Genomic DNA, 23,795 nt, shown 5'->3' on the forward strand with positions numbered 1-23,795 from the left:
GCGACGTGCGGCTCCGCACGCAGGGATCACAATGCGCAATAAGTCGGGCTCTGGTCAGTCGTCGCTGACGTTGCGGAGGAACTCCTCGATGTCCGCGCCGAGCTCGTCGGCCGACGGGAGGTCCTCGGCCTCGGTGGCGAGCAGGCTGGGCCGCTCCTGGCCCGAGACGAACGCGTCGTACTGCTGCTCCAGCGCGCTGACGATCTGCCCGGCCTCGGCGTTGTCGTCGAGCTCGGAGGCGATCTCGCGGTTGTTCACCCCTGCCTTGGCGATGAGGTCGTCGTTGGGCAGGTTGAGCCCGGTCGAGTCGGTGATCGCGTTGAGCGCGGCGAGCGCCCCCTCGGCCCACTCGGCCTGCGCGAGGTACTGCGGCACGTGGATCGCGAAGCCCAGCGCGTCGCGCCCGGCCTCACCGAGACGCAGCTCGAGCAGGGCCGGGAACGAGGCGGGGACCTGCACCGTGCCGAACGGCGACTCCTTGTCACCGACGAGGCGCGGGTCGGTCGCGTGGGCGGTCATGCCGACCGGCCGCGTGTGCGGCACGCCCATGGGGATGCCGTGGCTCGTGACGACGAGCGTGATGCCGAGGACCTGGATGAGCTGGCGGATCGCCTCGATCGTGCGCTCCCACTGGAAGTCCGGCTCCGGCCCGGTGAGCAGGTAGTAGGTCTGCCCGTCACGGTCGGCCATCCGGTACAGCACCATCGACGGGTCGGCGTAGCTCTCCCACCGGTTCCGGTCGAACACCATGGCCGGGCGGCGGCCGCGGTAGTCGAGCAGCGCATCGACGTCGAACGTCGCGACGACCTCCGCCTCGGTGGTGTCGACGAGGTGCGTGCCGAGGATGCGCTGGATGTTTCCGGCGTCGATGAAGGCGCCGAGCAGCACGATGAGCGCGCCGGGGCGACGCGTCGGCGGCGGGGCGTCGAGCTCGAAGCGATACAGGTCAGACGGGTTCTGCACGGGAACAGCCTCTCAGGGGGGTCACGTCTGGATGGAACGTGTGGGTCGCCGTGGAGATTCCCCCAACGCGTCGGGTCATCGGCTCACGGCGGCGATGGCCTGCCGCACGCGCTTCTCGCTCACCGGGTGGGCGGTCCCGAGCGACTGCGCGAACAGGCTGACCCGCAGCTCCTCGATCATCCAGCCGATGTCGCTCACCTCGGACGCGCGACGTGCCGTCGCCGGGAGCGCGTCGAGGAGGTCGGCGTATGCCGTCTCGACGCCGTCGACCTGCGCCTGCAGCTGGGGTTCCCGCGCGTTCGCCGGCGCCTTCTCGAGCCGCTGGAGCATCGCGCGGAGGTAACGGTGCAGGTGCGGCATCCGCGCCAGGCCGCTGTCGGCGACGAAGCCGGGGCGCACGAGCCCGTCCAGCTGCGCGCGCACGTCGGCACTGGTGAGGGCCAGGGTGCGGGCCGCGGCGCCGGAGTCGACGGCGTCGAGGTGGCGGCGCACGTCCGCGGCCAGCGCCAGCACCGGCTCGACCGCCTCGATGACCTGGAGGACCCGGGTGACGACATGGGTGCGCACCGCGGTGTGGGCGGTGTCGAACTCGGCCCGGGTGCGCACGTCCGCCCGGGCCTGCTCGGCGACGATCGAGTCGACGGCCGCGGCGAGGCAGTCCTCGAGGAGGGCGGGCACGGAGCCGTGCGGGTTCTGGCCGAGCGCGAGCTTCTGGGCGTTTGTCAGCCTGGCGAGGACGCGCTTCCACGGAGCGGTGGTGTTGAGCAGCAGCAGCCGGCGCACCCCCGCGCGGTGGGCGGCCTCGGCCTGGCCGGCGTCGTCGAGGACGCGAAGCGACACCGACGTCCCCTCGTCGACGAGGGCGGGGAAACCCTGGACGGTGTGTCCGGCAGAGCGCCCCTCGAACGTGCGGGGCACGACGTCCACGGTCCACGTGGTGAGTCCCGAGCGCTCGATCGACGCGCCCGCCTTGGCGAGCCGCTGGCGGACGGCACCCTGCGAGGTCGGCCGCAGCGCGTCGAGGTCCTTGCCGCGGGCGACCAGGCGGCCGCCCGGCCCCTCGACCGCGAACGTCGGGCGCAGGTGGTCGGGCACCCGGCCCCAGTCCCACTCGTCGGGTGCGATGCCCACCCCGGTCCGGTCGCGGAGCACCCGTGCGAGCTCGTCGGTGAACGAGCGTCCCGAGGCCTGCTCGGCGCCGACCAGCGCGGCGCGGGCGTGGTCGGGCGTCGGCACGAAGTGTCGGCGGGTGGCCTTGGGCAGCGACTTGAGCAGGGCGACGGCGAGGTCCTCCCGCAGCCCGGGCACCTGCCAGTCGAACCCGGCCGACGTGACCCGGTTGAGGACCGCCGTCGGGATGTGGACCGTCACGCCGTCGGCGTCGTCGCCCGGCGAGAACTGGTAGGTGAGGTCGAGCTCGAGGTCGCCCTGCCGCCACGTGCGCGGGTAGTCACCGGCGGAGACCGCGTCGGCGTCCTCGCGGGTGAGGAGCTCCTCGGTGAAGGTCAGCAGGTCCGGGTGACGTCGCTGCTCCCCGCGCCACCACGTGTCGAAGTGGCGCACGGACGTGACGTCGCGAGGGATGCGAGCGTCGTAGAAGGCGAAGACGACCTCGTCGTCGACGATGAGGTCGCGGCGGCGGGCGCGTTCCTCGAGCTCCGAGAGGCGTTGCAGCAGAGCCGTGTTGGCCTTCCAGAACCTGTGGTGGGTGTCCCAGTCGCCCTCGACGAGCGCGTGCCGGATGAAGAGGTCGCGCGCCTCCTCCGGGTTGATCCGCGAGTACTGCACCGTGCGGTCGACCACGAGCGGGACGCCGTAGAGGGTCACCCGCTCGGAGGCCACGACGGCGCCGGCGGACTTCGACCAGCGCGGCTCGGAGACCGTCCGCTTGACGACGTGCGCGCCGAGCTCCTCGGCCCACAGCGGGTCGATGGCGGCGTTGACGCGGGCCCACAGGCGGGTGGTCTCGACGAGCTCCGCGGCCATGACGACGTCCGGCTGGTTGCGGAACAGGCCCGACCCGGGGTTGATGCCGAAACGGGAACCGCGCGCGCCGGCATACTCCCGCTTCTGCTCGTCCCGGACGCCGACGTGCGACAGGAGGCCCGCGAGCAGCGCCTGGTGGACGCGGTCCCAGTCGGGCTCGCCACCCTCCGAGGCGGTCGTCAGCTCGGGGTCGATCCGCGCCGACTTGCACGCGGAGCGGAGCTGCTGGTGGAGGTCCTGCCACTCGCGGATCCGCAGGTAGTGGAGGAACTCGGCCTTGCACATGCGCCGGAAGGCGCTGCTGGACAACGCCCTTTGCTGTTCCTTGAGGTAGCGCCAGAGGGCGTGGAAGCCGGCGAAGTCGGACGTCTCGCTCTTGAAGCGGGCGTGCTGCTGCTGCGCCTGCGCCTCCTTGTCGACGGGTCGCTCGCGCGGGTCCTGGATGGACAGCGCGGCGACGATGACGAGGACCTCCTTGGTGCAGCCCAGCCGGCCGGCCTCGATGAGCATCCGGCCGAGACGGGGGTCGAGCGGCAGCCGGGCCAGGGTCTTCCCGTATGCCGTGAGCCGCCTCTCGCCGCGCCTCCCCTCCCCCTCGCGCAGGGCGTGCAGCTCCTCGAGGAGCCGGACGCCGTCGGCGATCTGCTTCGCGTCGGGTGCGTCGACGAACGGGAAGCGGGCGATGTCGCCGAGACCCAGCGCCGTCATCTGGAGGATGACCGAGGCGAGCGAGGTGCGCAGGATCTCCGGCTCGGTGAACTCGGGCCGGCTCGCGAAGTCCTCCTCCGCGTAGAGGCGGACCGCGATGCCGTCGGCGACGCGTCCGCACCGACCGGAGCGCTGCGCGGCACTGGCCTGCGAGATGGGCTCGATGGGGAGGCGCTGGACCTTGGTGCGCTGGGAGTAGCGCGAGATGCGGGCCGTGCCGGTGTCGATGACGTAACCAACGCCGGGCACGGTCAGCGAGGTCTCGGCGACGTTGGTGGCGAGGATGATCCGGCGCCCGCTCCCCCGGCGGAAGACGCGGTGCTGCTCGGCGGCGGAGAGCCGCGCGTAGAGCGGGAGGATCTCGGTCCGGGGCAGGTTCATGGCGCCGAGGGCGTCGGCGGCGTCGCGGATCTCGCGCTCCCCGGAGAAGAACACGAGGATGTCGGTGGCACTGTGCCCGGGCGGGGTCTCGGTCCACAGCTCCTCGACGGCGTCGCAGACGGCCGTCACCTGGTCGCGCTCCTCGGTGACCTCGCCGCCCTCGGCCCGCTCGACGAGCGGCCGGTACCGGACCTCGACCGGGTAGGTGCGGCCGGAGACCTCGATGACGGGGACCTCGCGCACGACGGTGCCGCGTAGGTCGGTCGAGAAGTGCCGGGCGAACCGGGCGGGGTCGATCGTCGCCGAGGTGATGACGACCTTGAGCTCGGGTCGGCGCGGGAGGAGCGACTTGAGGTAGCCGAGGATGAAGTCGATGTTGAGGGAGCGCTCGTGGGCCTCGTCGATGATGATCGTGTCGTAGCGGCGCAGGTCGCGGTCGCGCTGCATCTCGGCGAGGAGGATGCCGTCGGTCATGACCTTGACCCGCGTGCGGTCGCTGCTGTGGTCGGTGAAGCGCACCTGGTAGCCGACGAGGTCGCCGAGCTCGACCTCCATCTCCTCGGCGATGCGCTCGGCGACCGAGCGGGCCGCGATCCGACGAGGCTGGGTGTGGCCGATCTGTCCGGCGCTCCCGAGGCCGAGCTCGAGGCACATCTTCGGGATCTGGGTGGTCTTGCCCGAGCCGGTCTCCCCGGCGATGACGACGACCTGGTGCTCGCGCAGGGCGGCGAGGATGTCGTCGCGCCGCTCGACGACGGGGAGCTGCTCGGGGTACCTCAGCAGGGCGGGGTCGACGGGGCCACGGCCGGCGGCTGCGTCTGCGCCCGCCTCCGCGGCTGCGACTCCGGACTCTGGCACGCGCCCAAGGATAGGTCGGGAGCGTGCCGGCTCACGCCCCGTCGTCGAGGCGGTGCCGCCTCAGGCAGACGCGGCGACGCGCTGAAGCCTGAGCCGCCATGCCTCGGGCCCACGCTCGAGGTAGTCCACGGTGAACGCGCCCGGCTCCCGGTCCTCGAGCTGGCGCAGCAGCGGCAGCGGGTCGTGCGGCGCGACGAGGACGAGCCCGCCACCGGGACGCACGGCGTCGAGCGCGCCGAAGATCGTCGAGTGGCGGATGGCGTGCGGCACGGAGCGCGCGTCGAGCTCGGGCAGGTCGGGCCCGTCACTCTCACCGCACGCGCAGCCGCCCCCGCAGGAGCCGCCGTCGGCTGCCGGCACCTCCTCGGCGTGGTCGTGGCCCTCGTGGCCGCCGAGCAGGTCGTGCATGCCCTCCAGCGCCCCGGCGAGCGAGACCTCCGGGTTCGACGCCAGCAGGGGGAGGATCTGGTCGTTCTCCTTGGCGAGGTGGCTGTCGAAGGTCACCCCCAGGGCGCGGGCCTCGGCGGCGGCGTGGACGCGGTCGGGTGCGGAGCGCAGCGACCCCACGAGCCCGATGATGAGCCGGTGCTCGACGAGCATCGCCTCGACGAGGAGACGTCCCCGCTCGTCGGCGTGGGCGAGCGGGTACATCGCCGACTCCTCGGCCTTCGCGTGCGGCACGAGGTCGTGCTCGGCCCAGTGGACGAGGTCGTCGCGAGCCGAGAGGGCGGCCGCGTCGTCCGGCGCCTCGGCGATACGGGTCACGTGGGTGGCGAGCGCACCCGCCATCTGGGCGTGGTGCTGCTTGACCGCCTCCACGGCGTTGGAGTCCTCGACGGTGCTGGCGACGACGATGGTGTCCACGGCCGGCCTTCCTGGGCTGGGCGCCACCCCGCTGGCGGTGCCGATACCTATTTAATACACTTCTTTCCGTGATTAATCCAACCGCGTCACCGGCCACCCTCCCCGAGCGCATGGCAGCCGGCTTCGGCCCGAGTCCTGCCGGGGGCAGCCGGACGCACGAGGCGCCCGGACGGGCTGCGGCGGCCGTGCTGGCCACCCTCGAGCAGCAGGACGCACCGGTCACCGTCGCCGCCCTCACCGAGGCGACCGGTCACCACCCCAACACGCTGCGCGAGCACCTGGACGCACTCGTCGAGGCTGGGCTCGCCGAACGCTCGCGGGCGGCGGCTTCCGGACGGGGCCGACCGGCGTGGCTGTATGCCGCCGTGCCGGCTGCCGCGTCCGGCTCACCGGAGTACGCCGGCCTCGCCACCGCGCTGGCGATGCAGCTCGCGCGCACGAGCGAGGACGCCCGTGAGGAGGCCGCGACGGCCGGTCACGCGTGGGGCGACCGGCTGGCCGACGCGGTGCGCCCTCGTCCACGGGGCGCCGTTGCCGCACGGCGCGGGGTCGTCGGCGTGCTCGACGGCCTGGGCTTCGCACCGGACGCGGACGACCGTGCGAGCGAGGTCCGGCTCCGGCAGTGCCCGCTGCTCGAGGCCGCGCGTGAGCAGCCGGACGTCGTCTGCTCGGTGCACCTCGGCATCGTGCGAGGGGCTCTGCGCGCCTGGGGCGCCGAGACCGGCGAGGTCACCCTGGTGCCCTTCGCCGAAGCCGGTTCCTGCCTGCTCCACATGGGTGCGCCGGGGCGGAGCGACAGATGCTGATGCGCCGCCTGCCCTTCCTCCTCCCCGGGGCCGTCGCCCTGCTGCTCGGCCTCGACGCCGGGCTGCAGCTGCTCGACCTGCCCGCCGTCCCGGTCTCGGAGCGGCTACCGGACGTCCACGGGATGCTTCTCGTCCTCGGGTTCGTCGGGACCCTCATCTCCCTCGAGCGCGCGGTCGCCCTGCGGCGTCGTCCGGGATACGCGGCCCCCGCCCTGCTCGGTGTGGGCGGGCTGCTCATCGTCCCTCCCGGCACCGCCCGCGCCGGCCAGGTCCTGCTCGTCGCCGGCAGCGGCGCACTCTGCCTCGTCTACGCCGCGCTGTGGCGGCGCCAGCGCGACGAGGCGGTCGTCGTCCAGGCCCTGGGCGCCGTCCTCGCCCTGGGCGCGGTCATCCTCTGGCTCGGGGACGTGCCCGTCCCCCGCCTCCTGCCGTGGCTGGCCGGGTTCGTCGTCCTCACCATCGCCGGGGAGCGCCTCGAGCTCGCCCGGATCGACCTGGCGCGCAGCGGCCCGGTCCTGCTCTCGTCGGTCACCCTCACCCTCGCCGCGGTGGTCGGGCTGCTGTGGCCGGGTGTCGGCCATCCCGTGTTCGGGCTGGCCCTGCTGGTGCTCGTCGGCTGGCTCGCCACCCACGACGTCGCCCGACGCACGGTCCGCTCGACCGGTCTGCCACGGTTCGCGGCCGTCTGCCTCCTCGCCGGGTACGCGTGGCTCACGGTGGCAGGTGCACTGTGGCTGCTCGCGGGTCCGGTGCTCGAGGGCCCGGCCTACGACGCGGCCGTCCACGCCGTCTTCTTGGGCTTCACCCTGTCGATGATCATGGCGCACGCACCCGTGATCCTCCCCGCCGTGCTCCGGGTCGCGCTCCCCTACCACTCCGCCCTCTACGTGCCGGCCGTGCTGCTGCACGCGTCGCTCCTCGTGAGGGTCGTCGGTGGTGACGCCCGCGGCTGGGGACTGGCCCGGGAGGTCGGCGGCGCCCTCAACGTCGCCGCCGTCCTCTGCCTCGTCGCCGTCCTCCTCTGGTCGGCCGCCACCGCCCCCCGCCCGAACCGCCACCTGCCCACGCAGAGCGTGGGACCCGCCGCGAGCTCCCGTGGCGACGTCGAGCGACCGCTCACCGGGGTCGCTCCGTGAGCGTCGTCAAGCCGCGGGTCGCCTGGCACCTCGGCGCCAACGCCGGCGTGCTCCTCTGGCTCGTCCTGCTCCTCGTGACGACCCTCGTCCACCCGTTCGTCCCCGATGCGCGGTGGCTCATGGTGCACCTGCTGCTCCTGGGCGCCGTGACCAACGCGATCCTCGTGTGGAGCACCCACTTCGCCCATGCCCTCCTCAAGTCGGCGCCCGCCCGCAGGGCCGAGGCCGGCAGGCTCCTCGCCCTCAACCTCGGTGTCGCCGCCGTCGTCGTCGGCATGGTCACGGACACGTGGGCGGCGACGCTCGCCGGGGCCGTCGTCGTCGGCGGGTCCGTTGCGGCACACGGCATCTCGCTCGCACTCATGGCGCGACGAGCCCTGCCGGCGAGGTTCGGCACGTCCGTGCACCACTACGTCGCGGCGTCCTGCGCGCTGCCGGTGGGAGCCGCGCTCGGCACCCTCCTCGCGCGTCACCCGGGCGAGGCCCTCCACGGGCGGTTGCTCGTGGCCCACCTCGCGGCCAACATCCTCGGCTGGGTGGGACTCACCGTGCTGGGCACCCTGCTCACGCTGTGGCCCACCATCCTGCGGACACGGATGGCGGAGGGCGCCGAGCGCGCCTCGCGCCATGCCCTCCCCGTCCTCGTCGCCGGGCTGCTGCTCGTCCTGGGCGGCGCCCTCCTGGGTCTCATGACGGTGACCGCCGTCGGTGCCCTGGCCTACCTCGGGGCGGCCCTGTGGTCGCTGCGGCCGGCCCTGTCGGCGGCCCGGGCGAAGCCGCCGCAGTCGTTCGCGGCCTGGTCGGTGCTCGCAGCGACCGGGTGGCTCGTCGTGACCCTCGTGTGGTTCACCGCCCTGGTCGCGACGGCTCCCGACTGGTTCACGGCGGGTGAACGGACCCACGTCGTGGCCGTGCCGCTCGCGGTCGGGTTCGCCGCACAGGTGCTGCTCGGCGCCCTGACCCATCTGGTCCCTGTCGTGCTCGGTGGCGGTCCCGCCCGGGTCCGCGAGCTCGGGCAGGTCCTCGAGCGCGGCGCCGCCGCGCGCGTCGTGCTGACCAACGTCGGCCTCGCCGTCTGCCTGGCGCCGGTGCCGAGCCTCGTGAGGGTCCTCGTGTCGACGCTCGTCCTCGGCGCGATGGCCTCGTTCGTCGTCCTGCTCGTCGGGGCGCTGCGCCGGTCCCGCCGCCCCGTCGAGCCTCCGGCGTCCCCACCGGTGCGGCACATCCCGGAGTCGCGCGCGGTGGTGCGCGGGCGGCATACCGGAATGGCTGCGGTCGGACTCGCCGCCGTCGTCCTCGCGACCGCGGCAGGGGTGGCCGCCGACCCGGCGGCCCTTGGCGGGGTGGGTCGGTCGGCCGCCGGAGAGGTTGCGGCGACCGGGGAGACGACCACGGTGCGGGTCGAGGCCCGCGGCATGCGGTTCCACCCGGCGTCGGTCACGGTGGCGGCGGGCAACCGGCTCGTCATCGAGGTCGTCAACCAGGACACCGACGTCCACGACCTCGCCCTCGAGAGCGGCGAACGCAGCGGTCGCCTCTCCCCCGGCGCCAGCGGTCGGGTCGAGGTGGCGGTCGTCGGTCGCGGCCTCGACGGGTGGTGCACGATCGCCGGGCACCGGCAGATGGGCATGCTCTTCACCGTCGTCGTCACCGGAGGCGATGCCGTCGAGCACGCCGCACACGGCACGTCCGACGCAGCGACCGGGACGCGGGGTGGCGACGCCGCCGACGACGTCCCCCGGCTCGACGTCATGGCCGAGCCCGCGACCGGCTTCCGTGCGCGGGATGCCACGCTGGCACCCGCCGCGGCGGCCACCGTGCACCGGGTCGACCTCACCGTGCGGGAGGTCGAGCGCGAGGTGGGGGTCGGCGTGCGCCAGAAGCGGTGGACCTTCGACGGCACTGCCCCGGGACCGACCCTGCGCGGCAAGGTCGGTGACCGCTTCGACGTCACCCTGACCAACGACGGGTCGATCGGGCACTCGATCGACTTCCACGCCGGGTCGCTGGCCCCGGACGGACCGATGCGGACGATCGCGCCGGGGGCCTCGCACACCTTCTCGTTCACGGCGACACGGGCGGGCATCTGGATGTACCACTGCAGCACGATGCCGATGTCCCTGCACATCGCCAACGGCATGTTCGGCGCGGTCGTCATCGACCCGCCGGACCTGCCGCCGGTCGACCGGGAGTACCTCCTCGTCCAGTCCGAGCTTTACCTCGGTGAGTCCGGGGCGGACCCGGCCAAGGTCGCGGGCGAACGTCCGGACGGGGTGGTCTTCAACGGCTTCGCGAGCCAGTACGACCACGACCAGCTGCCGGCGCGGGTCGGTGAGAGGGTGCGGATCTGGGTGCTCGACGCCGGCCCGAACCGGCCGAGCTCCTTCCACGTCGTCGGCGGTCAGTTCGACACCGTCTTCAGCGAGGGGGCGTGGCTGCTGCGGCCGGGAGGTGTGGGCGGGGCGCGCGATGTCGGCGGGGCGCGCGGTGTCGGCGGGGCGCAGGCGCTGGCGCTCATGCCGGCGCAGGGAGGGTTCGTCGAGCTCGTCCTGCCCGAGGCGGGGCACTACCCGTTCGTCTCGCACGTCATGGTCGACGCCGAGCGCGGCGCCCACGGGATCCTCGAGGTCACCGACCCCTGAGCCGTCACACGACGCCGGGGCGGGTCATCGAGGCAGGCCCGAGCGCTCGGGTTCCCCATCGGTCACGGCAGCAGCGGCCGCGGACCGGGCCGGCGGGACGGCGTGCTCGAGCGTGACCCCGGCGACGAACATGCGCCGGGCGCCCGCTCCCCCGGCCGTGGCCGCACGCCAGTCGTCGAGGAACGCCTCGTCCACCCGGCGGCGGGCCAGCGCCCCGGCCTGCGCGCGCCAGACCTGCGCCTTCCGCCCGAGGGGGAGGTTCGTCGTCGCCGGCATGACCGGCAGGGGGTCCAGCGGCACGACCATCCGGCTGGGTGGGACGGCGCCGTCGAGGGTGCGGGCGAGGCGCGGGTGGACGCGGTGGAGCTCGTCGCGGGTGCCGATGACGACGCGCTCACGGGCCGTCAGGCTCTCACCGACGTAGCCGCGCCGAGCGTCGGCGAGGCTGGACGTGGCGCGCGAGCCGGCCAGCGCGCCGCCCTTGAGCCCGTGGGCGCCGAGACCGAGGGTGCGCGCGCCGGCGTTGATCCCGACCTGCTTCCAGCTGCCCTCGCCGTAGAGCACGAGCAGGCCGACCTGGCTGGCCGTGCCCACGACGTCGGCGACCGTGCCGAGCGCCGCGGTGACGGAGGTGCGGCGCAGCGCCGGCGGGACCGCGGCCAGCTCCTCGGCGAACCCCTCCGCGCGGGCGAACGCGGAGTAGTGCCACGAGTCGTCGAGGACGTCGTCGGCCAGGGCCAGCAGGCGCCGGGCGAGGTACCGGTCCGCGTCCCGGAAGTCCTCCCACGCTCGTGCGTGGCGCCGTTCGGCCTCCATCACCCGGCCCATGGTCTCCCCCTGTCGGCGCCGGACCGCCTCTGCCGCAACCGGATCCGCGGTGACGGTGACGGCCAGCTCCTCCAGCATCCGGTACTCGTGCAGCGCGTCCTGGTGGCTCTCGCTCGCCGCCCGGGCCCGGTGCTGAACCGCCTCGAGCGAGTCGGCGAACGTCATCAGCGCGAGCGCTGCGCCGGCATACCGGTCGATGAGGGCGTCGACGACGGGAGGTGACTGCTGCACGGCGGCCTCGAAGACCTCGCCGGCCGGACTGTCCCAGGACGCTCCTGCCTTGATGCGGGTGAGGACGCCGTTGACCTGCGCGAGCCGGCCCGCGCCGGACCGCAGGGCGCGGGCGAGCTCGCGGACGCACGCGGGGTCGCCCTCGACCGGTGCGAGGACCCGGCCGGTCACCGGGTCGGCCCGCCGAACATGCGCCCGACGTCCGTCTCGGTCTCGACGTATGCCGTCCCGGCCACCTGGGCCTTGTCGCCCAGGTCCCGCAGGGACTCGGCCAGCGCCAGCCGGTCGCGGCGCCAGCCGGAGAGGAGGTGGTCGAACGCGTCGGAGGCCTCGCCGCCACCGAGCGCCCAGCGGTCGACCGACCCGTCGCGGGTCGCCTCGAGCCCGTGCGCGACCTCACCGAGGGACACACCGAGCGCAGCGACCACCTCGGCAGAGATGAGCATCCGGGTCATGCCCCCGACGCTAGAACGTCCCGTCCTCCCACCCGAGCCGTTGTCCACACCCCCCCGAATGACGTCCCACCGCGCACCGCCCCGGGCCCTGCGACTTATTGCGCATTCCGCTCCTGCGCGACCGACTGATTGCGCATTCCGTACACGGCATGCGCAATCAGTGCCGGTCGCTGGAGCGGAATGCGCCATCAGTCGGGGGGCGGGTCAGGCGGCCTTGGCGGCGACGAAGCCGAGCTCGAGGTCGGCGAGGATGTCGTCGATGTGCTCGATCCCGACCGACAGGCGGACGAGCCCGGGCGTCACCCCGGCGGCGAGGCGGTCGGCGTCGCCACCCTGCGAGTGGGTCGTCGAGGCGGGGTGGATGACGAGCGAGCGCACGTCCCCGAGGTTCGCGACGTGGGAGTGCAGCCGGAGGGCCTCGACGAAGCGCTTCCCCGCCTCCGCACCCCCGGCGATCTCGAACGCGAGCACCGCGCCCGAGCCCTTCGGGGTGTACTTCGCCGCGAGCTCGAAGAACGGGTCGCCGGGCAGCGACGCCCAGCGCACCGACTCCACCTGCTCGTGCGCGTCGAGGAACTCCGCCACCGCCCTGGTGTTCTCGAGGTGCCGGTCGATCCGCAGGCTGAGGGTCTCGACGCCCTGGGCGATGAGGAAGGCGTTGAACGGCGCAACGGCCGGCCCGAGGTCGCGCAGCAGCTGCACCCGCGCCTTGAGGATGTAGGCGAGGTTCGCGCCGAGAGCGCCCCCGACTCCGAGGTCCCGCGCGAAGACGAGCCCGTGGTAGCTCTCCTCCGGCGTGTTGAAGTTGGGGAACTTCTCCGGGTCGGCGCCGAAGTCGAAGGTGCCGCCGTCGACGATGACCCCGGCGATGGTGGTGCCGTGCCCACCGAGGTACTTCGTCGCCGAGTGGACGACGATGTCGGCGCCCCACTCGAGTGGGCGCAGCACGTAGGGCGTCGCCACGGTGTTGTCGACGATGAGCGGGACCCCCGCCTCGTGGGCGACCGCGGCGACCGCCTCGATGTCGAGGATCTCCACCTTGGGGTTCGAGATCGTCTCGCCGAAGAAGAGCTTGGTGTTGGGGCGCACCGCCGCGCGCCACGACTCGGGGTCGGTGGTGTCCTCGACAAAGGTCACCTCGATGCCGAACTTCGGCAGCGTGTACTTGAGCAGGTTGAACGTGCCCCCGTAGAGCGAGGGCGAGGCGACGACGTGGTCGCCGGCCTCGGCGATGTTGAGGATCGCGATCGTCTCCGCCGCCTGGCCGGAGGCGACGAGCAACGCGCCGACGCCGCCCTCGAGCGAGGCGATGCGCTGCTCGACGGCGTCCTGCGTCGGGTTCATGATCCGCGTGTAGATGTTGCCGAACTCCTTGAGCGCGAACAGGTTCGCCGCCTGTTCGGTGTCCTTGAAGACGTAGGAGGTCGTCTGGTAGATCGGCAGCGCCCGGGCGCCCGTGGCGCTGTCCGGGGCCTGCCCGGCGTGGATCTGCCGGGTCTCGAAGGACCAGTGGGGGGTTCCGGACGTGGCGTCGTCGGTCATGGCCTAGCTCCTTGTGTGCCGTGCTTGCGGCCGCCGGTCGACGTGCCGCCAGGTCCTCACCCGGGGCACCCCACCGCGGTAGGAGGGTTGCCGGCCAGCGAGCCGGGGCTTGTCGCTGGCACTCATGACCTGCGACAACGGTAGCCAGCGATGCCCACCCGTCGACACGACCGTCTCTCATCGTGGACGGGGCGCGGACCGGGCATGATGGGCGGCATGACCTTCCACGTCGATGAGTACAAGGCGGCCACGGGCCGCTACCGCGCCGGTATGCCGTACCGCCGGGTCGGTCGGTCCGGTCTCGACCTGCCCGCGATCTCGTTGGGCCTGTGGCACAACTTCGGTGACGACGTGCCCCTCGAACGCCAGCAGGCGATCCTCCGCCGCGCGTTCGACAGGGGCGTCACCCACTTCGACCTCGCCAACAACTACGGGCCGCCCTACGGCAGCGCCGAGCGCAACTTCGGCACGCTCTTCGCCCGCGACTTCAAGCCCTACCGCGACGAGCTCATCATCAGCTCCAAGGCCGGCTACGACATGTGGCCCGGCCCGTACGGCCAGGGCGGCGGCGGCCGCAAGTACATCCTGGCCAGCGCAGACCAGTCGCTGAAGCGCATGGGCCTCGACTACGTCGACATCTTCTACAGCCACCGCTTCGACGAGACGACGCCGCTCGAGGAGACGATGGGCGCGCTCGACTCGCTCGTGCGACAGGGCAAGGCGCTCTACGTCGGCATCTCCTCGTACTCCGGCCCGCGCACCCGCGACGCCGTCGAGATCCTCCGGTCGATGGGCACTCCCCTGCTCATCCACCAGCCGTCCTACTCGATGCTCAACCGCTGGGTCGAGGAGGACCTGCTCGACGTCCTCGGCGAGACCGGCGTCGGCTGCATCGCCTTCTCCCCGTTGGCACAGGGGATGCTGACGAGCAAGTACCTCAAGGGCATCCCCGAGGGCTCGCGCGCCTCGCAGGGCAAGAGCCTCAGCCCCGACCTGCTCACGCCCGAGTCGCTCAAGCACGTGCGTGCCCTCAACGCGATGGCGAAGAAGCGCGGTCAGAGCCTCGCGCAGATGGCGTTGTCCTGGGCCCTGCGCGACGACCGCGTCACGTCGGTGCTCGTCGGCGCCTCGAGCGTCGAGCAGCTCGACGACAACCTGCTCGCGGTCAAGAACCTCCGGTTCAGCGAGGCCGAGCTCAAGGCCATCGACAAGCACGCCGTCGACGCGGGCATCAACCTCTGGTCGACGTCCTCGGGGCACTAGGGTGTCGCGTCGCCGAGCGCACGCGGTTGAGCCACCAGATGCCCAGCACCGGCAGGACCAGCGGCACGTAGCCGTACCCGGAACCGAAGTGCGACCAGACGGTCTTGTCCGGGAAGGCGTCGGGGACGGCATACGACAACGCCCCGACGACGAGCACCCCGACGAGCTCGACCGTGCAGGCGAGCAGGGCGACCCGCGTGCTCGCGCGGTCGCCGCGCACCATCCCGACCGTGGCGACGACGTAGATGAGCGCGGCCAGCGCGGAGAGCAGGTAGGCGAGCGGCGCCCGCGAGAAGTACTCGGCGATCTGGAGGATCGAGCGCCCCGTCGCGGCGAGCGCGAGGACGCCGTAGACGGCGACGAGGATGCGACCGGGGCCGCGCGCCGGGTGCAGCTGCTCAGGCATGGATGTCCCAGATCTGCTGCAGGCGCAGCGTCATGACGGCCACGGCGAACGCCCCGACGGCGACCGCGCTCATGGCCCAGCGCGTCTTGTCCTTGATGGCCCCCCACAGGGTGAGGGCGAGGACGAACGGGAGGGTGACGAGGTATGCCGCGAAGGTCGCCTTGCGCTCCCCCGTGTCGAGGTCCCCGATGCCGACGAGTCCGCGGACGAGCTGCACGAGCACGCCGAGCTCGACGAGGGCGGCCAGGCCGAGCAGCCAGTCGTTGATGAGCTTGTCGAACAGCGCGTAGGCCAACGCGACGACGCACAGCAGCATGGCCGCGGCGACGAGCCCTTGGGTGAGCGGGGTCAGCACGAGGCGAAAGCCTACGTCGCGTTGCTCACCCCTTCGGTTACCGGCCGGTTCGGCGGTGGTTGGATGCCGGTATGACTTCCGCGGAGATCGGCGACGTGCGGATCGAGTACGTCATCGACGGACCCGACGACGGCGAGCCGATGCTCCTCATCATGGGGATGGGCGCGCAGCTCGTCGCGTGGCCGCCGGACTTCGTCGAGATGCTCGTGGAGCGGGGCTTCCGGGTGATCCGCTACGACAACCGCGACCAGGGGCTGTCGACGTTCACCGACACTCCCCCGCCGACCCGGGGCGCGGTGGCCAAGGGATTGGCGGCCCGCCGCTGGGCCATCGCGGACTACACGCTGAGCGACCTCGCCGACGACGCCTCCGGGCTGCTCGACCACCTCGGGATCGAGTCGACCCACGTCGTCGGGGTGTCCATGGGCGGGATGGTCGCGCAGGAGCTGACCCTCAAGTACCCCGAGCGGGTCCGGTCGCTCACCTCGATCATGTCGAACACCGGGCACCGCCGGCACGGGCGCACCTCTGCGCGGTTGCTGCCGGCGCTCATGCGCCAGATCCGGGCGGCCGCGCCGGCGACGCGCGAGGAGGCCATCGAGCGTGGCGTGCAGGCGTTCCGGGTCATCGCCGGGCACGACTTCGACGAGGACGAGATGCGCCGCATGGCCGAGGCGCACGCCGCCCGGGGCACGCAGACGGCGGTGAGCCGTGACCGCCAGCTCAACGCGATCAACGCCTCGCCGGACCGGACGGCCCGGCTGGCCGAGGTGAAGGTCCCGACCCTCGTCATCCACGGGCTGATGGACCAGCTCGTCCTGCCCAGCGGCGGTGTGGCGACGACCCGGGCGATCCCGGGGTCGCGCCTCCTGCTCTTCCCCGAGATGGGCCACGACCTGCCCCGCGGCCGCCGCGCCGAGATGGCCGACGCGATCGCCCAGAACGCCCGCCGCGCCTAACTCGCCAATTCCCCCGTTCGGCACGCGACACGCCGATATGCCCCCGCGCCCAACTCGCCAATTCCCCCGTTCGGCACGCGACACGCCGGTATGCCGGCCGCGCCGCCGCTCGCCGGCTCGGGTCAGCGGATGGCCGGGTCCGACTCGTTGCTGACGCGCTCGGGCCGCGCCGGCGAGGAGCGCTCGCCGCGGGTCAGCACGACCGCCGCAGCAGCCACGGCCACCGCCGCGAGCACGGCCGCCATTCCCACGACGGCTGAGCGCGGCTCATCCGCGAACCGCCCCCAGGCCAACCAGCCCAGACCCCACACGACCGCGGCGGCGACACCCAGCCGGGTGGGCGCCAGCCGAAGCAGGGACACCGCGAGCGCGACGACCACCACCAGCGCCAGGAGCGCCACGCCCACGGCGACAGCGCCACCGGTGAGCTCGAAACCGCTGTTCGCCAGTGCCGCCGCGATGTTGGCGAACGTCGCGACGGCGACCCAGCCGAGGTAGAGCCCCGCGGTGAGCCGCACGATCCACGTCCCGACGGGGTCGGCGGCGTCGTCGGGCGTCGAGGCGAGCTCGAGGGCGAGCCGGGCGAGCACGAGCAGGAGCGCGAGGATGACGACGACGCTGAGCCAGATCCAGTCCTGCTGGGTGACGAGCAGCCACGCGGCGTTGAGCACCATCGATCCCGCGAACAGCCACCCGGTCCGCCGGGCCAGCTCGCTGCGACCGGCGGCGGGGAGCCACTGCCACACCGTGTAGGCGGCGAGCCCCACGTAGATGACCGACCAGATCGAGAACGCCGGCCCCGCGGGGGCGAGCAGCGTCGCGTCCGCCGACAGCGATCCCCCGCCCGATTCCTCCACCCGGGTGCCGATCACCCCGACCCCGACGAGCGTGCCGATGACGCAGAAGATCTCGGCGAGGGTGACGCCGACCTGCCGGGTGCGATCCGAGGAGCTCATGCCCCCACCCTGCCATCCGCGGCTGCGGAACGGCCTGGACGTACCCGTCTCACGGCATAACCGCAGGTGAGGACTCGGAGCACCTACACTTCGGGGGTGACTTTGACTTTCGCTGCGCCGACTCCGGTCGACGCGATGCTCGCCGCGGCCCAGACCATGGACGAGCGCGCCCTGCGCGCCGAGCTCCGTCAGCAGGCGCGGGACCTCGGCGTGGCCGTCGTCGTGACCGACGTCGTGCTGCCGTTCCTCAACGCCGTGGGACGGGCGTGGGAGCGTGGCGACTGCACGGTCGCGACGGAGCACTTCGCCAGCCAGGTGGTCCGGTCGTGGCTCAACAGCGTCGCCCTGTCCGATGCCGACACGTCGGCCACGGCCACCGCCACCGCCATCGACCCGGTCGTGCTGGCCTGCCCGCCGGGTGAGCGGCACGACCTCGGCCTGCTCTGCTTCCACGTCCTGCTCGTGGGGGCCGGAGTACCGTCCCGCTTCCTCGGCTCCGACACGCCCCTGCCCGGGCTGGCCGACGTGTGCCGCGTCGTCGGTGCGTCCGGCGTCATCGTGTCCGCCACCCGCAGCCGGGTGTTCGAGGCGCACGGCGGGGCGCTGAGGGTGCTCGCCCGGCACTACCCGCTCGCCATCGGGGGCGCCGGCGCCGACGCCGACCTCGCGGAGCGCGTCAACGCCACCCTGCTGCCCGCCGACATGCGGCGGTCCCTCGCGCAGGTCGTCCGCTGGCACCGCGGTGACGCCGTCGGCCTGACCGTCTCGGCCTGACCGACGGCGTATGCCGTCCGCTCGCCTCACGCGAGGCCCTCAGCTCACGCGGTGAGCGACTCCCTGACGGCCGCGACGAGCATGTCGACCTCGTCCTCGGTGATGACGAGCGGCGGGGCCAGTCGGATCGTCATGCCGTGGGTGTCCTTGGCGAGGATGCCGCGCTCCATGAGGCGCTCGCACAGCTCGCGCCCGGTCGGGCCGCCCGGCGTGACGTCGAGGCCGGCCCAGAGTCCACGCACCCGGACGGCGTCGAGCCCGTGGCCGACGAGCGGCTCGAGCCCGGCGAGCAGTCGCGCACCCAGCCGACGCGCGCGCTCCTGGTACTCACCGGTGGCGAGCAGACGGCATACCTCGTGTCCGATCGCGGCAGCGAGCGGGTTGCCACCGAAGGTGGACCCGTGCGAGCCGGGGGTGATGACGCCGAGCACGTCGGTGTTCGCGGCGACGGCGGAGACGGGGTAGAGGCCGCCGCCGAGGGCCTTGCCGAGGACGTACATGTCGGGGACGACGTCCTCGAGGTCGCACGCGAAGGTCGTGCCGGTGCGCGCGAGACCGGACTGGATCTCGTCGGCGACCATGAGGACGTTCTCCTCGGTGCAGACCGCGCGCAGCTCGCGCAGGAAGCCCTCGGGCGGGACGACGACGCCGCCCTCACCCTGGATCGGCTCGAAGAGGACGGCCACGGTGAAGTCGTCGATCGCGGCGCGCAGGCTGTCGATGTCGCCGTAGCGCACCGCGCGGAAGCCGGGCGTGTAGGGACCGTAGTTGTCGTGGGCGACCTTGTCGTCGCTGAAGCTGATGATCGTCGTCGTGCGGCCGTGGAAGTTGCCCTCCATGACGATGATGTTGGCCTGGTCCTCGGGCACGCCCTTGACCTCGTAGCCCCAGCGGCGGCTCACCTTGATCGCGGTCTCGACGGCCTCGGCGCCCGAGTTCATCGGGAGGACCATGTCCTTGCCGGTGAGCTCGGCGAGGGCCTGCGCGAACGGGCCCAGCTGGTCGTTGAAGAAGGCGCGGCTCGTCAGGGTCAGGGTGCCGACCTGCTGGCGGGCCCGCTCGACGAGCTGCGGGTGCGAGTGACCGAAGTTGAGGGCGGAGTAGCCGGCGAGGCAGTCGAGGTAGCGCTTGCCGTCGACGTCGGTGACCCAGGCACCCTCGCCGCTGGCGAGGACGACCGGCAGCGGGTGGTAGTTGTGCGCCGCGTAGCGCTCGGTCATCTCGATGTGCTGCTCGGTGCTCACGGCCGGGGTGGTGCCGGTCTGCTCGGGCGTCATGGCGGGTGCTGCTCCTTCGTCGATGGTCCCGCCCAGCGTAACGGCGCCCGGTCAGGGCTGACGACGCCCCAGCACCCACGCCGAGGCGTCGTCGAGCGACCCCTCCGCGGTCCGGGTGAAGACGAGCCGGTCGTGCAGCCGGTTGCGTCGCCCACCCCAGAACTCGACCTCGTCGCAGACGATCCGGTAACCGCCCCAGAAGTCCGGGAGCGGCACGTCGTCCGCGGTGCCCCGGTCCGGCCAGCGGGCGGCATACGTCTCGTATGCCGTCTCGAGCTCGGCGCGCGACGTCACCGGTTGCGACTGGCGCGAGGTCCACGCGGAGATGCGCGAGCCCCACGGCCTGGTCGCGAAGTAGGTGGCGACCTCGTCTCGGTCGAGCAGCTCGGCGCGACCCCGGAAGCGCACGGCGCGGTACATCGACGGCCACGTCAGCGACGCGGCGACGGCGGGGTTGCCGGCGAGCTCGACGCCCTTGGTGGAGTCGGTGTTGGTGAGGAAGCCCGGTCCGCGCTCGTCGAAGAAGCGCATGAGGACGGTGCGGACGTTGGGTGCGCCGGACGCGTCCACGGTGGCCACCGACAGGGCGTACGGCTCGGGCACGTCGTCGCGGGCGTGCGACCGCTCGACGGCGTCGTCGACCCAGCGCTGCGCCTGCTGCCACGGGGTCGGGGCGACGTGCTCCTCGGACAGGCCTTCGCCGTCGTAGTCCACTCGGGTGACGTCACTCATGGGCCGAGCATAGGAGTGCCAAGCGCCGATCCTGCGCGGGTGGGGCTAGCTGCGGTCGCGCCGCCACCCCGACGCGAACGAGCAGTCGGACCAGGACCACCGACGAGGGGTGTCCACCATCGGCTCGGCAGCCGTCAACGCACCGGCTTCCGGGCCGGGCACCCAGTGCGACCCGTTCCAGTTCTGGTTCACTCCATCGGGCAGCTGGTACAGGCCCTCGGGCGCTTGACTCATGGCTCATACCCCTTCGTCGACGTGGTCCGCAGCGTAGGGGCAAAGCCGCAGGTCGGGGTCGCTTTCGCGAAATCAGTCCGGAGGCGTACGTCCGGCGAAGGCCGCCAAGCGGTCCTGGACCGACCTGTCGTCGTCGATGTGCACGGGGGGTGCGAACACCCCGCTGCGGTTCTCGGGGGTGAGGTTGTTGCTCATGAAGGCGAGGGCGTGCTTGGCGACCTCGTCGTCGAGCGGGCGCGAGCTGCCGGTCGACTGCGCGAGGTCCCACGCATGGACGGCGAACTCGGGCAGGGCAGCACTCGGCGACCCACCGCCCTCCTGCGAGCGCAGCTGTGTGAGCAGCTCGTCCGCACCCGACCGGAAGTCCGCGGCCGGGTCGTCACCCAGAGAAGGTGGGTTGGTCCAGTCGACGTCCTTGCCGGCGAACATGTCGACGAAGTTGCGGGGAGACGCGGCGACGTGCTGGACGAGATCGCCCACGGTCCAGTCGCTGCACGTCGAGGGCTTGTCGTAGTCGTCCGGCGAGACGTCCGCGAGCAGGCTCTCGGTCTGGTCGATCGCCCGGGAGAGCAGGGCGACGACATCGGGCTGGGCATCCATGACGAACCTTCCGTGGAGGGCGGTCTGACTTCCCCACGCTAGCGACGGGGCCGGACACCGTCGAGGCCACGCGCCAGGGACCCCGAGGGCCCGGGGGGCGGTCAGCTCGCGAGGCTGGGGGCGAGCTCGAGCGCGTCGTTGGGGACGGCATACAGCTCCCCGTCGACGCGGACCTGGCTGCGCGTCGCGTACGCCGCCTCGACCTCGCCGACGGAGCCACGCAGCGGACCGGCGGTGACAATACGCACCACCGACCCGAGCGCGAGTGCGGGAGCCGCCGGTGCGGCCGGCGCCGTCGACGCGCCGACCGTGACGCGACCGGTGAGTGCCTCGAGCTCGGCGCGGTAGGCCTGGCCCATGGCGACCCGCCGCCCGCGGTAGGTCCACGAGATCACCGACGTGGAGTCGAACGCGGTGCTGCACTGAGAGCAGCTGAGGACGCGCGTGGGCCGTCGGTGCCGGGTGGAGACGTGCCCCTCCGGGCAGACGCCGCGCCACGGCCCCTCGAGCCGGGGCGCGGTCGACGGCACGGTGCGCTGGCCCGTGCAGCCGATCTCGATGGCCTTGGCGCGCCAGACGTCGTCGTGACCGTGGAAGGGTCCGACCAGGGCGTGCGCGATCTCGTGCAGGATCGTGTCGCGCACCTCCTCCTCGTCGTGGAGGTGCGTGAGCGCAGCACTGAGGGAGATCGTGTGGGTGCCGAAACGGCATACGCCCGCTCGGGTCTTGGCGCGGTCGGTGCGGATGCTCCAGTCGCCCAGCCCGTGCTCGCGCAGCAGGCGGCGCCCGAGCGTGAGGGCTGCCGTGATCTCCATACCGATGATGCTGCCAGCGACCACTGACAGTCCCTCTCGGCACACTCCCAGCCACCTGTCAGGGATCGTGTATAGGGTTTGTCACATCTGCCCCGAGGAGTGAGTGATGGCGTCCCGCGACGACACGAGCGTGAACCCCGACCGCTGGGACGCTCGCGCCCGGACGCAGCTCGCGCATGCCCTGCGTTCGCGGGTCGCCGGCGACGACGCCGCTGCCAAGGCCCGGGTGATCTGGGGCGCTGAAGGCGAACGCTGGTTCACGCCCGAGGACCCGGTCTGGCGTGTGCACGCCGACGCCGCGATGTTCCCCGGCGGGATACGCGCCCTGCTCCTCCAGTCCCTGCACCCGCTCGCCATGGCCGGCGTCGCTGGACACTCCGGCTTCAAGGGCGACCCGTGGGGACGGCTGCAGCGCACGAGCGAGTTCCTCGCGACGACGACGTTCGGGACGATCGAGCACGCGGAGACGCAGATCGCGCGAGTGCGGTCGATCCACGAGCGCGTGCGGGGCAAGGCCGAGGACGGACGCCCGTATGCCGCGAGCGACCCGCACCTGCTCCGCTGGGTCCACATCACGGAGGTCGACAGCTTCCTCACCGCGTTCCAGCGGTATGCAGCTGAGCCGCTCACGGAGACCGAGGCCGACCTCTACGTCGAGCAGACGGCGGTCGTGGCCCGGCGCCTGGGCGTCGTGGATCCGCCGCTGACGACGGCCGCGCTGGCCGCGATGATCGAGGCCTACCGGCCCGAGCTCGAGTCCACGGCCGCGTCGCGCGAAGCCGCGCGCTTCCTGCTCCTGCACCCGCCGCTGCCGCTGGCCGCCAAGGCCGGGTATGCCGCCCTCGCTGCCGGTGCCGTCGCCCTGCTCCCCCGCTGGGCGCGTCGGCCGTTGCGCCTGCCGTGGCTGCCGGTCACGGAGATGATGCTTGCGCGGCCGATCGGGGATGCCGCGACGGCGACGGTGCGGTGGGCGATGACCGACCCCGCCGACGTGCGCACGGTCGCGGCTGCGGCTCGGACGCGCTGAGTCGGGCGGCGACCTGGGGACAACTCCACGGTCGAATCCGCGTTTCTGGGCACACTCGGTCACGTGAGTGTTCGTGCTGGTCGTGCTCGGTCGTCAGCCGCTGAGCCGGGGTGTCTCTGGGCGTCAGGTCCCGTTGGGGGGTGGCGGAACCGGGCGGAATCCCTAACCTTGATGGCAGAACTTGATGCCTCGGGGGCACCTGGGCGGCTCCGAGGCACCGCTCGATGGAGGGGTTTCCTCACGATGACGACCCGCGCACGCATGACGTATGCCGTGTCCGCAGCGACCGTGGTCACGCTGGCTCTTGCGGGCTGCAACGGTGGCGAGGAAGAGCCAAGTGCCAGTCCCACGGCAACGAGCCCGTCGACTCCCTCGGTTGCAGCAAGCAGCGCGTCGCCATCGGTGACAGCAACGCCCAGCCCCAGCACGACCGCCTCGATCAATATCCCCGCAGCAGCACGCGCCAACACCGACGCCGGGGCCATCGCCTTCGTGCGCTTCTGGTTCGACCGAGTGAATGAAGCCTTCATGACTCCGAATCCCAGCCTCATCCCGGCGCTTTCTTCACCGTCATGTCGAAGTTGTTCGAATCTGGCCGACAACCCGGTGCAGTACGCGGCGAAGGGTCAGCGCGTTAAGCCCGCCCCGTTCAAACCCTTAAGAGACGTCAAGTCCTTGGGCGCTGATTCACTTGGCCAGTACCGCGTGAGTTTTACGCTCGCCCAAAACGCCGTCAGCGTTGTGGATTCGTCTGGGAAGGTCGTCGAGTCGCAGAAAGCCAGTTCGGCCGTCCGGATCGCTTTGCTCAGTCGAAAGGGGGAGCAATGGGTAATGCAAGGTCTGGCCGCGCCGCAGTCCTAACGTGTGGCCTGTTGCTCTTCTCGTTCCTAGGGGTAGGGCCCGCAGCCGCTGACGATCCCTCCTTCTTGGGCGAGACCGACGACGATGGTTCGGTGGTCAACGGCTTGTCAGCCCAGGACCTGGCAACGCTCGGCGC

General features: G+C 72.4%; 22 protein-coding genes and 1 riboswitch. Of the genes, 8 read left to right on the forward strand and 14 right to left on the reverse strand.

Annotated features, from left to right (window positions below):
- Nucleotides 1-54: 54 nt before the first annotated feature.
- The 3 genes from N801_RS06700 to N801_RS06710 form a co-directional block, all read right to left on the reverse strand.
- Nucleotides 55-963 carry a proteasome assembly chaperone family protein gene (locus tag N801_RS06700; RefSeq protein ID WP_035935269.1) on the reverse strand — a complete coding sequence of 303 codons (909 nt, stop codon included), beginning with the start codon at nt 961-963 and terminating at the stop codon, nt 55-57.
- Nucleotides 964-1,038: 75 nt separating this feature from the next.
- Nucleotides 1,039-4,896: an ATP-dependent RNA helicase HrpA gene (gene hrpA / locus N801_RS06705; protein ID WP_052112697.1), complete on the reverse strand. Its 3,858-nt coding sequence runs from the start codon at nt 4,894-4,896 to the stop codon at nt 1,039-1,041.
- Nucleotides 4,897-4,956: 60 nt separating this feature from the next.
- On the reverse strand, nt 4,957-5,760 hold the full coding sequence (locus N801_RS06710; RefSeq protein ID WP_211254678.1) for a DUF2249 domain-containing protein: 804 nt from the start codon (nt 5,758-5,760) through the stop codon (nt 4,957-4,959).
- Nucleotides 5,761-5,828: 68 nt separating this feature from the next.
- Here N801_RS06710 and N801_RS06715 point away from each other — a divergent pair, with 68 nt between their 5' ends.
- Genes N801_RS06715 through N801_RS06725 form a run of 3 tightly spaced genes read left to right on the forward strand, consistent with a single transcriptional unit; the run spans nt 5,829 to nt 10,344 of the window.
- On the forward strand, nt 5,829-6,566 hold the full coding sequence (locus N801_RS06715; protein WP_211254679.1) for a helix-turn-helix transcriptional regulator: 738 nt from the start codon (nt 5,829-5,831) through the stop codon (nt 6,564-6,566).
- A complete protein-coding gene (locus tag N801_RS06720; protein ID WP_052112698.1) occupies nt 6,560-7,702 on the forward strand; it encodes a DUF8744 domain-containing protein in 1,143 nt (380 codons plus the stop codon). The genes N801_RS06715 and N801_RS06720 overlap by 7 nt, the downstream gene beginning before the upstream one ends.
- Nucleotides 7,699-10,344, forward strand: a complete 2,646-nt coding sequence (locus N801_RS06725; protein ID WP_035935273.1) for a multicopper oxidase domain-containing protein — start codon at nt 7,699-7,701, stop codon at nt 10,342-10,344. The genes N801_RS06720 and N801_RS06725 overlap by 4 nt, the downstream gene beginning before the upstream one ends.
- Nucleotides 10,345-10,368: 24 nt before the next feature.
- Here N801_RS06725 and N801_RS06730 read toward each other — a convergent pair whose 3' ends face one another.
- The 3 genes from N801_RS06730 to N801_RS06740 all read right to left on the reverse strand — a co-directional run bounded on the left by N801_RS06730 (nt 10,369) and on the right by N801_RS06740 (nt 13,400).
- Complete coding sequence (locus N801_RS06730) at nt 10,369-11,574, reverse strand: putative T7SS-secreted protein (RefSeq protein ID WP_035935275.1); 1,206 nt, start codon at nt 11,572-11,574, stop codon at nt 10,369-10,371.
- Nucleotides 11,571-11,858: a WXG100 family type VII secretion target gene (locus tag N801_RS06735; RefSeq protein ID WP_035935279.1), complete on the reverse strand. Its 288-nt coding sequence runs from the start codon at nt 11,856-11,858 to the stop codon at nt 11,571-11,573. The genes N801_RS06730 and N801_RS06735 overlap by 4 nt, the downstream gene beginning before the upstream one ends.
- A 204-nt stretch (nt 11,859-12,062) precedes the next feature.
- Nucleotides 12,063-13,400 carry a bifunctional o-acetylhomoserine/o-acetylserine sulfhydrylase gene (locus tag N801_RS06740; RefSeq protein ID WP_035935283.1) on the reverse strand — a complete coding sequence of 446 codons (1,338 nt, stop codon included), beginning with the start codon at nt 13,398-13,400 and terminating at the stop codon, nt 12,063-12,065.
- A gap of 15 nt (nt 13,401-13,415) precedes the next feature.
- A riboswitch (SAM riboswitch) is annotated at nt 13,416-13,530 on the reverse strand.
- 86 nt (nt 13,531-13,616) lie between these two features.
- Between N801_RS06740 and mgrA the strand changes: the two genes are divergently transcribed.
- Nucleotides 13,617-14,663: an L-glyceraldehyde 3-phosphate reductase gene (gene mgrA / locus N801_RS06745; RefSeq protein ID WP_156996556.1), complete on the forward strand. Its 1,047-nt coding sequence runs from the start codon at nt 13,617-13,619 to the stop codon at nt 14,661-14,663.
- On the opposite strand, the gene N801_RS06750 is transcribed toward mgrA, so the two are convergent.
- Both N801_RS06750 and N801_RS06755 read right to left on the reverse strand, forming a co-directional pair.
- Complete coding sequence (locus tag N801_RS06750; protein WP_052112699.1) at nt 14,632-15,069, reverse strand: hypothetical protein; 438 nt, start codon at nt 15,067-15,069, stop codon at nt 14,632-14,634. The two genes, mgrA and N801_RS06750, sit on opposite strands and share 32 nt — an antisense overlap.
- Complete coding sequence (locus tag N801_RS06755; protein ID WP_035935290.1) at nt 15,062-15,424, reverse strand: hypothetical protein; 363 nt, start codon at nt 15,422-15,424, stop codon at nt 15,062-15,064. The genes N801_RS06750 and N801_RS06755 overlap by 8 nt, the downstream gene beginning before the upstream one ends.
- A 71-nt stretch (nt 15,425-15,495) precedes the next feature.
- Between N801_RS06755 and N801_RS06760 the strand changes: the two genes are divergently transcribed.
- The gene (locus tag N801_RS06760; protein ID WP_035935293.1) at nt 15,496-16,383 is read left to right on the forward strand and encodes an alpha/beta fold hydrolase; all 888 of its coding nucleotides are present in this window, start codon (nt 15,496-15,498) and stop codon (nt 16,381-16,383) included.
- 122 nt (nt 16,384-16,505) lie between these two features.
- On the opposite strand, the gene N801_RS06765 is transcribed toward N801_RS06760, so the two are convergent.
- Complete coding sequence (locus N801_RS06765) at nt 16,506-17,339, reverse strand: TspO-related membrane protein (protein ID WP_035935298.1); 834 nt, start codon at nt 17,337-17,339, stop codon at nt 16,506-16,508.
- 96 nt (nt 17,340-17,435) lie between these two features.
- Between N801_RS06765 and N801_RS19630 the strand changes: the two genes are divergently transcribed.
- Nucleotides 17,436-18,113 carry a cobalamin B12-binding domain-containing protein gene (locus N801_RS19630; protein ID WP_156996558.1) on the forward strand — a complete coding sequence of 226 codons (678 nt, stop codon included), beginning with the start codon at nt 17,436-17,438 and terminating at the stop codon, nt 18,111-18,113.
- Nucleotides 18,114-18,157: 44 nt separating this feature from the next.
- On the opposite strand, the gene rocD is transcribed toward N801_RS19630, so the two are convergent.
- The 5 genes from rocD to N801_RS06790 form a co-directional block, all read right to left on the reverse strand.
- A complete protein-coding gene (gene rocD, locus N801_RS06775) occupies nt 18,158-19,390 on the reverse strand; it encodes an ornithine--oxo-acid transaminase (RefSeq protein ID WP_084108413.1) in 1,233 nt (410 codons plus the stop codon).
- Nucleotides 19,391-19,441: 51 nt separating this feature from the next.
- Nucleotides 19,442-20,122, reverse strand: a complete 681-nt coding sequence (pdxH, locus tag N801_RS06780; protein WP_035935304.1) for a pyridoxamine 5'-phosphate oxidase — start codon at nt 20,120-20,122, stop codon at nt 19,442-19,444.
- A gap of 45 nt (nt 20,123-20,167) precedes the next feature.
- Nucleotides 20,168-20,356 (reverse strand): hypothetical protein, encoded by a 189-nt coding sequence (locus N801_RS20635; RefSeq protein ID WP_156996560.1) that lies wholly within the window; start codon nt 20,354-20,356, stop codon nt 20,168-20,170.
- Between the two features lie 72 nt (nt 20,357-20,428).
- Entirely contained in the window at nt 20,429-20,956 is a 528-nt protein-coding gene (locus N801_RS06785) for a maleylpyruvate isomerase family mycothiol-dependent enzyme (protein ID WP_035935307.1), read from the reverse strand.
- Nucleotides 20,957-21,057: 101 nt separating this feature from the next.
- Nucleotides 21,058-21,771, reverse strand: a complete 714-nt coding sequence (locus N801_RS06790) for a SprT-like domain-containing protein (RefSeq protein ID WP_035935362.1) — start codon at nt 21,769-21,771, stop codon at nt 21,058-21,060.
- A 106-nt stretch (nt 21,772-21,877) separates the two neighbouring features.
- Here N801_RS06790 and N801_RS06795 point away from each other — a divergent pair, with 106 nt between their 5' ends.
- Both N801_RS06795 and N801_RS20640 read left to right on the forward strand, forming a co-directional pair.
- Nucleotides 21,878-22,798, forward strand: a complete 921-nt coding sequence (locus N801_RS06795; protein WP_035935310.1) for an oxygenase MpaB family protein — start codon at nt 21,878-21,880, stop codon at nt 22,796-22,798.
- A gap of 261 nt (nt 22,799-23,059) precedes the next feature.
- Nucleotides 23,060-23,659: a DUF6318 family protein gene (locus N801_RS20640; protein ID WP_211254680.1), complete on the forward strand. Its 600-nt coding sequence runs from the start codon at nt 23,060-23,062 to the stop codon at nt 23,657-23,659.
- Nucleotides 23,660-23,795: the final 136 nt, after the last annotated feature.

The organism is Knoellia aerolata DSM 18566 (assembly GCF_000768695.1).
GTDB classification, from domain to species: domain Bacteria; phylum Actinomycetota; class Actinomycetes; order Actinomycetales; family Dermatophilaceae; genus Knoellia; species Knoellia aerolata.

Excerpts from the sequence above, each read along its gene's own strand:
- N801_RS06720 (WP_052112698.1), top strand. The coding sequence starts at position 6,560 with ATGCTGATGCGCCGCCTGCCCTTCCTCCTCCCCGGGGCCGTCGCCCTG.
- N801_RS06735 (WP_035935279.1), bottom strand. The coding sequence starts at position 11,858 with ATGACCCGGATGCTCATCTCTGCCGAGGTGGTCGCTGCGCTCGGTGTG.
- N801_RS06740 (WP_035935283.1), bottom strand. The coding sequence starts at position 13,400 with ATGACCGACGACGCCACGTCCGGAACCCCCCACTGGTCCTTCGAGACC.
- mgrA (WP_156996556.1), top strand. The coding sequence starts at position 13,617 with ATGACCTTCCACGTCGATGAGTACAAGGCGGCCACGGGCCGCTACCGC.
- N801_RS06750 (WP_052112699.1), bottom strand. The coding sequence starts at position 15,069 with ATGCCTGAGCAGCTGCACCCGGCGCGCGGCCCCGGTCGCATCCTCGTC.
- N801_RS06760 (WP_035935293.1), top strand. The coding sequence starts at position 15,496 with ATGACTTCCGCGGAGATCGGCGACGTGCGGATCGAGTACGTCATCGAC.
- N801_RS06765 (WP_035935298.1), bottom strand. The coding sequence starts at position 17,339 with ATGAGCTCCTCGGATCGCACCCGGCAGGTCGGCGTCACCCTCGCCGAG.
- rocD (WP_084108413.1), bottom strand. The coding sequence starts at position 19,390 with ATGACGCCCGAGCAGACCGGCACCACCCCGGCCGTGAGCACCGAGCAG.
- pdxH (WP_035935304.1), bottom strand. The coding sequence starts at position 20,122 with ATGAGTGACGTCACCCGAGTGGACTACGACGGCGAAGGCCTGTCCGAG.
- N801_RS20635 (WP_156996560.1), bottom strand. The coding sequence starts at position 20,356 with ATGAGTCAAGCGCCCGAGGGCCTGTACCAGCTGCCCGATGGAGTGAAC.
- N801_RS06785 (WP_035935307.1), bottom strand. The coding sequence starts at position 20,956 with ATGGATGCCCAGCCCGATGTCGTCGCCCTGCTCTCCCGGGCGATCGAC.
- N801_RS06790 (WP_035935362.1), bottom strand. The coding sequence starts at position 21,771 with ATGGAGATCACGGCAGCCCTCACGCTCGGGCGCCGCCTGCTGCGCGAG.
- N801_RS06795 (WP_035935310.1), top strand. The coding sequence starts at position 21,878 with ATGGCGTCCCGCGACGACACGAGCGTGAACCCCGACCGCTGGGACGCT.
- N801_RS20640 (WP_211254680.1), top strand. The coding sequence starts at position 23,060 with ATGACGTATGCCGTGTCCGCAGCGACCGTGGTCACGCTGGCTCTTGCG.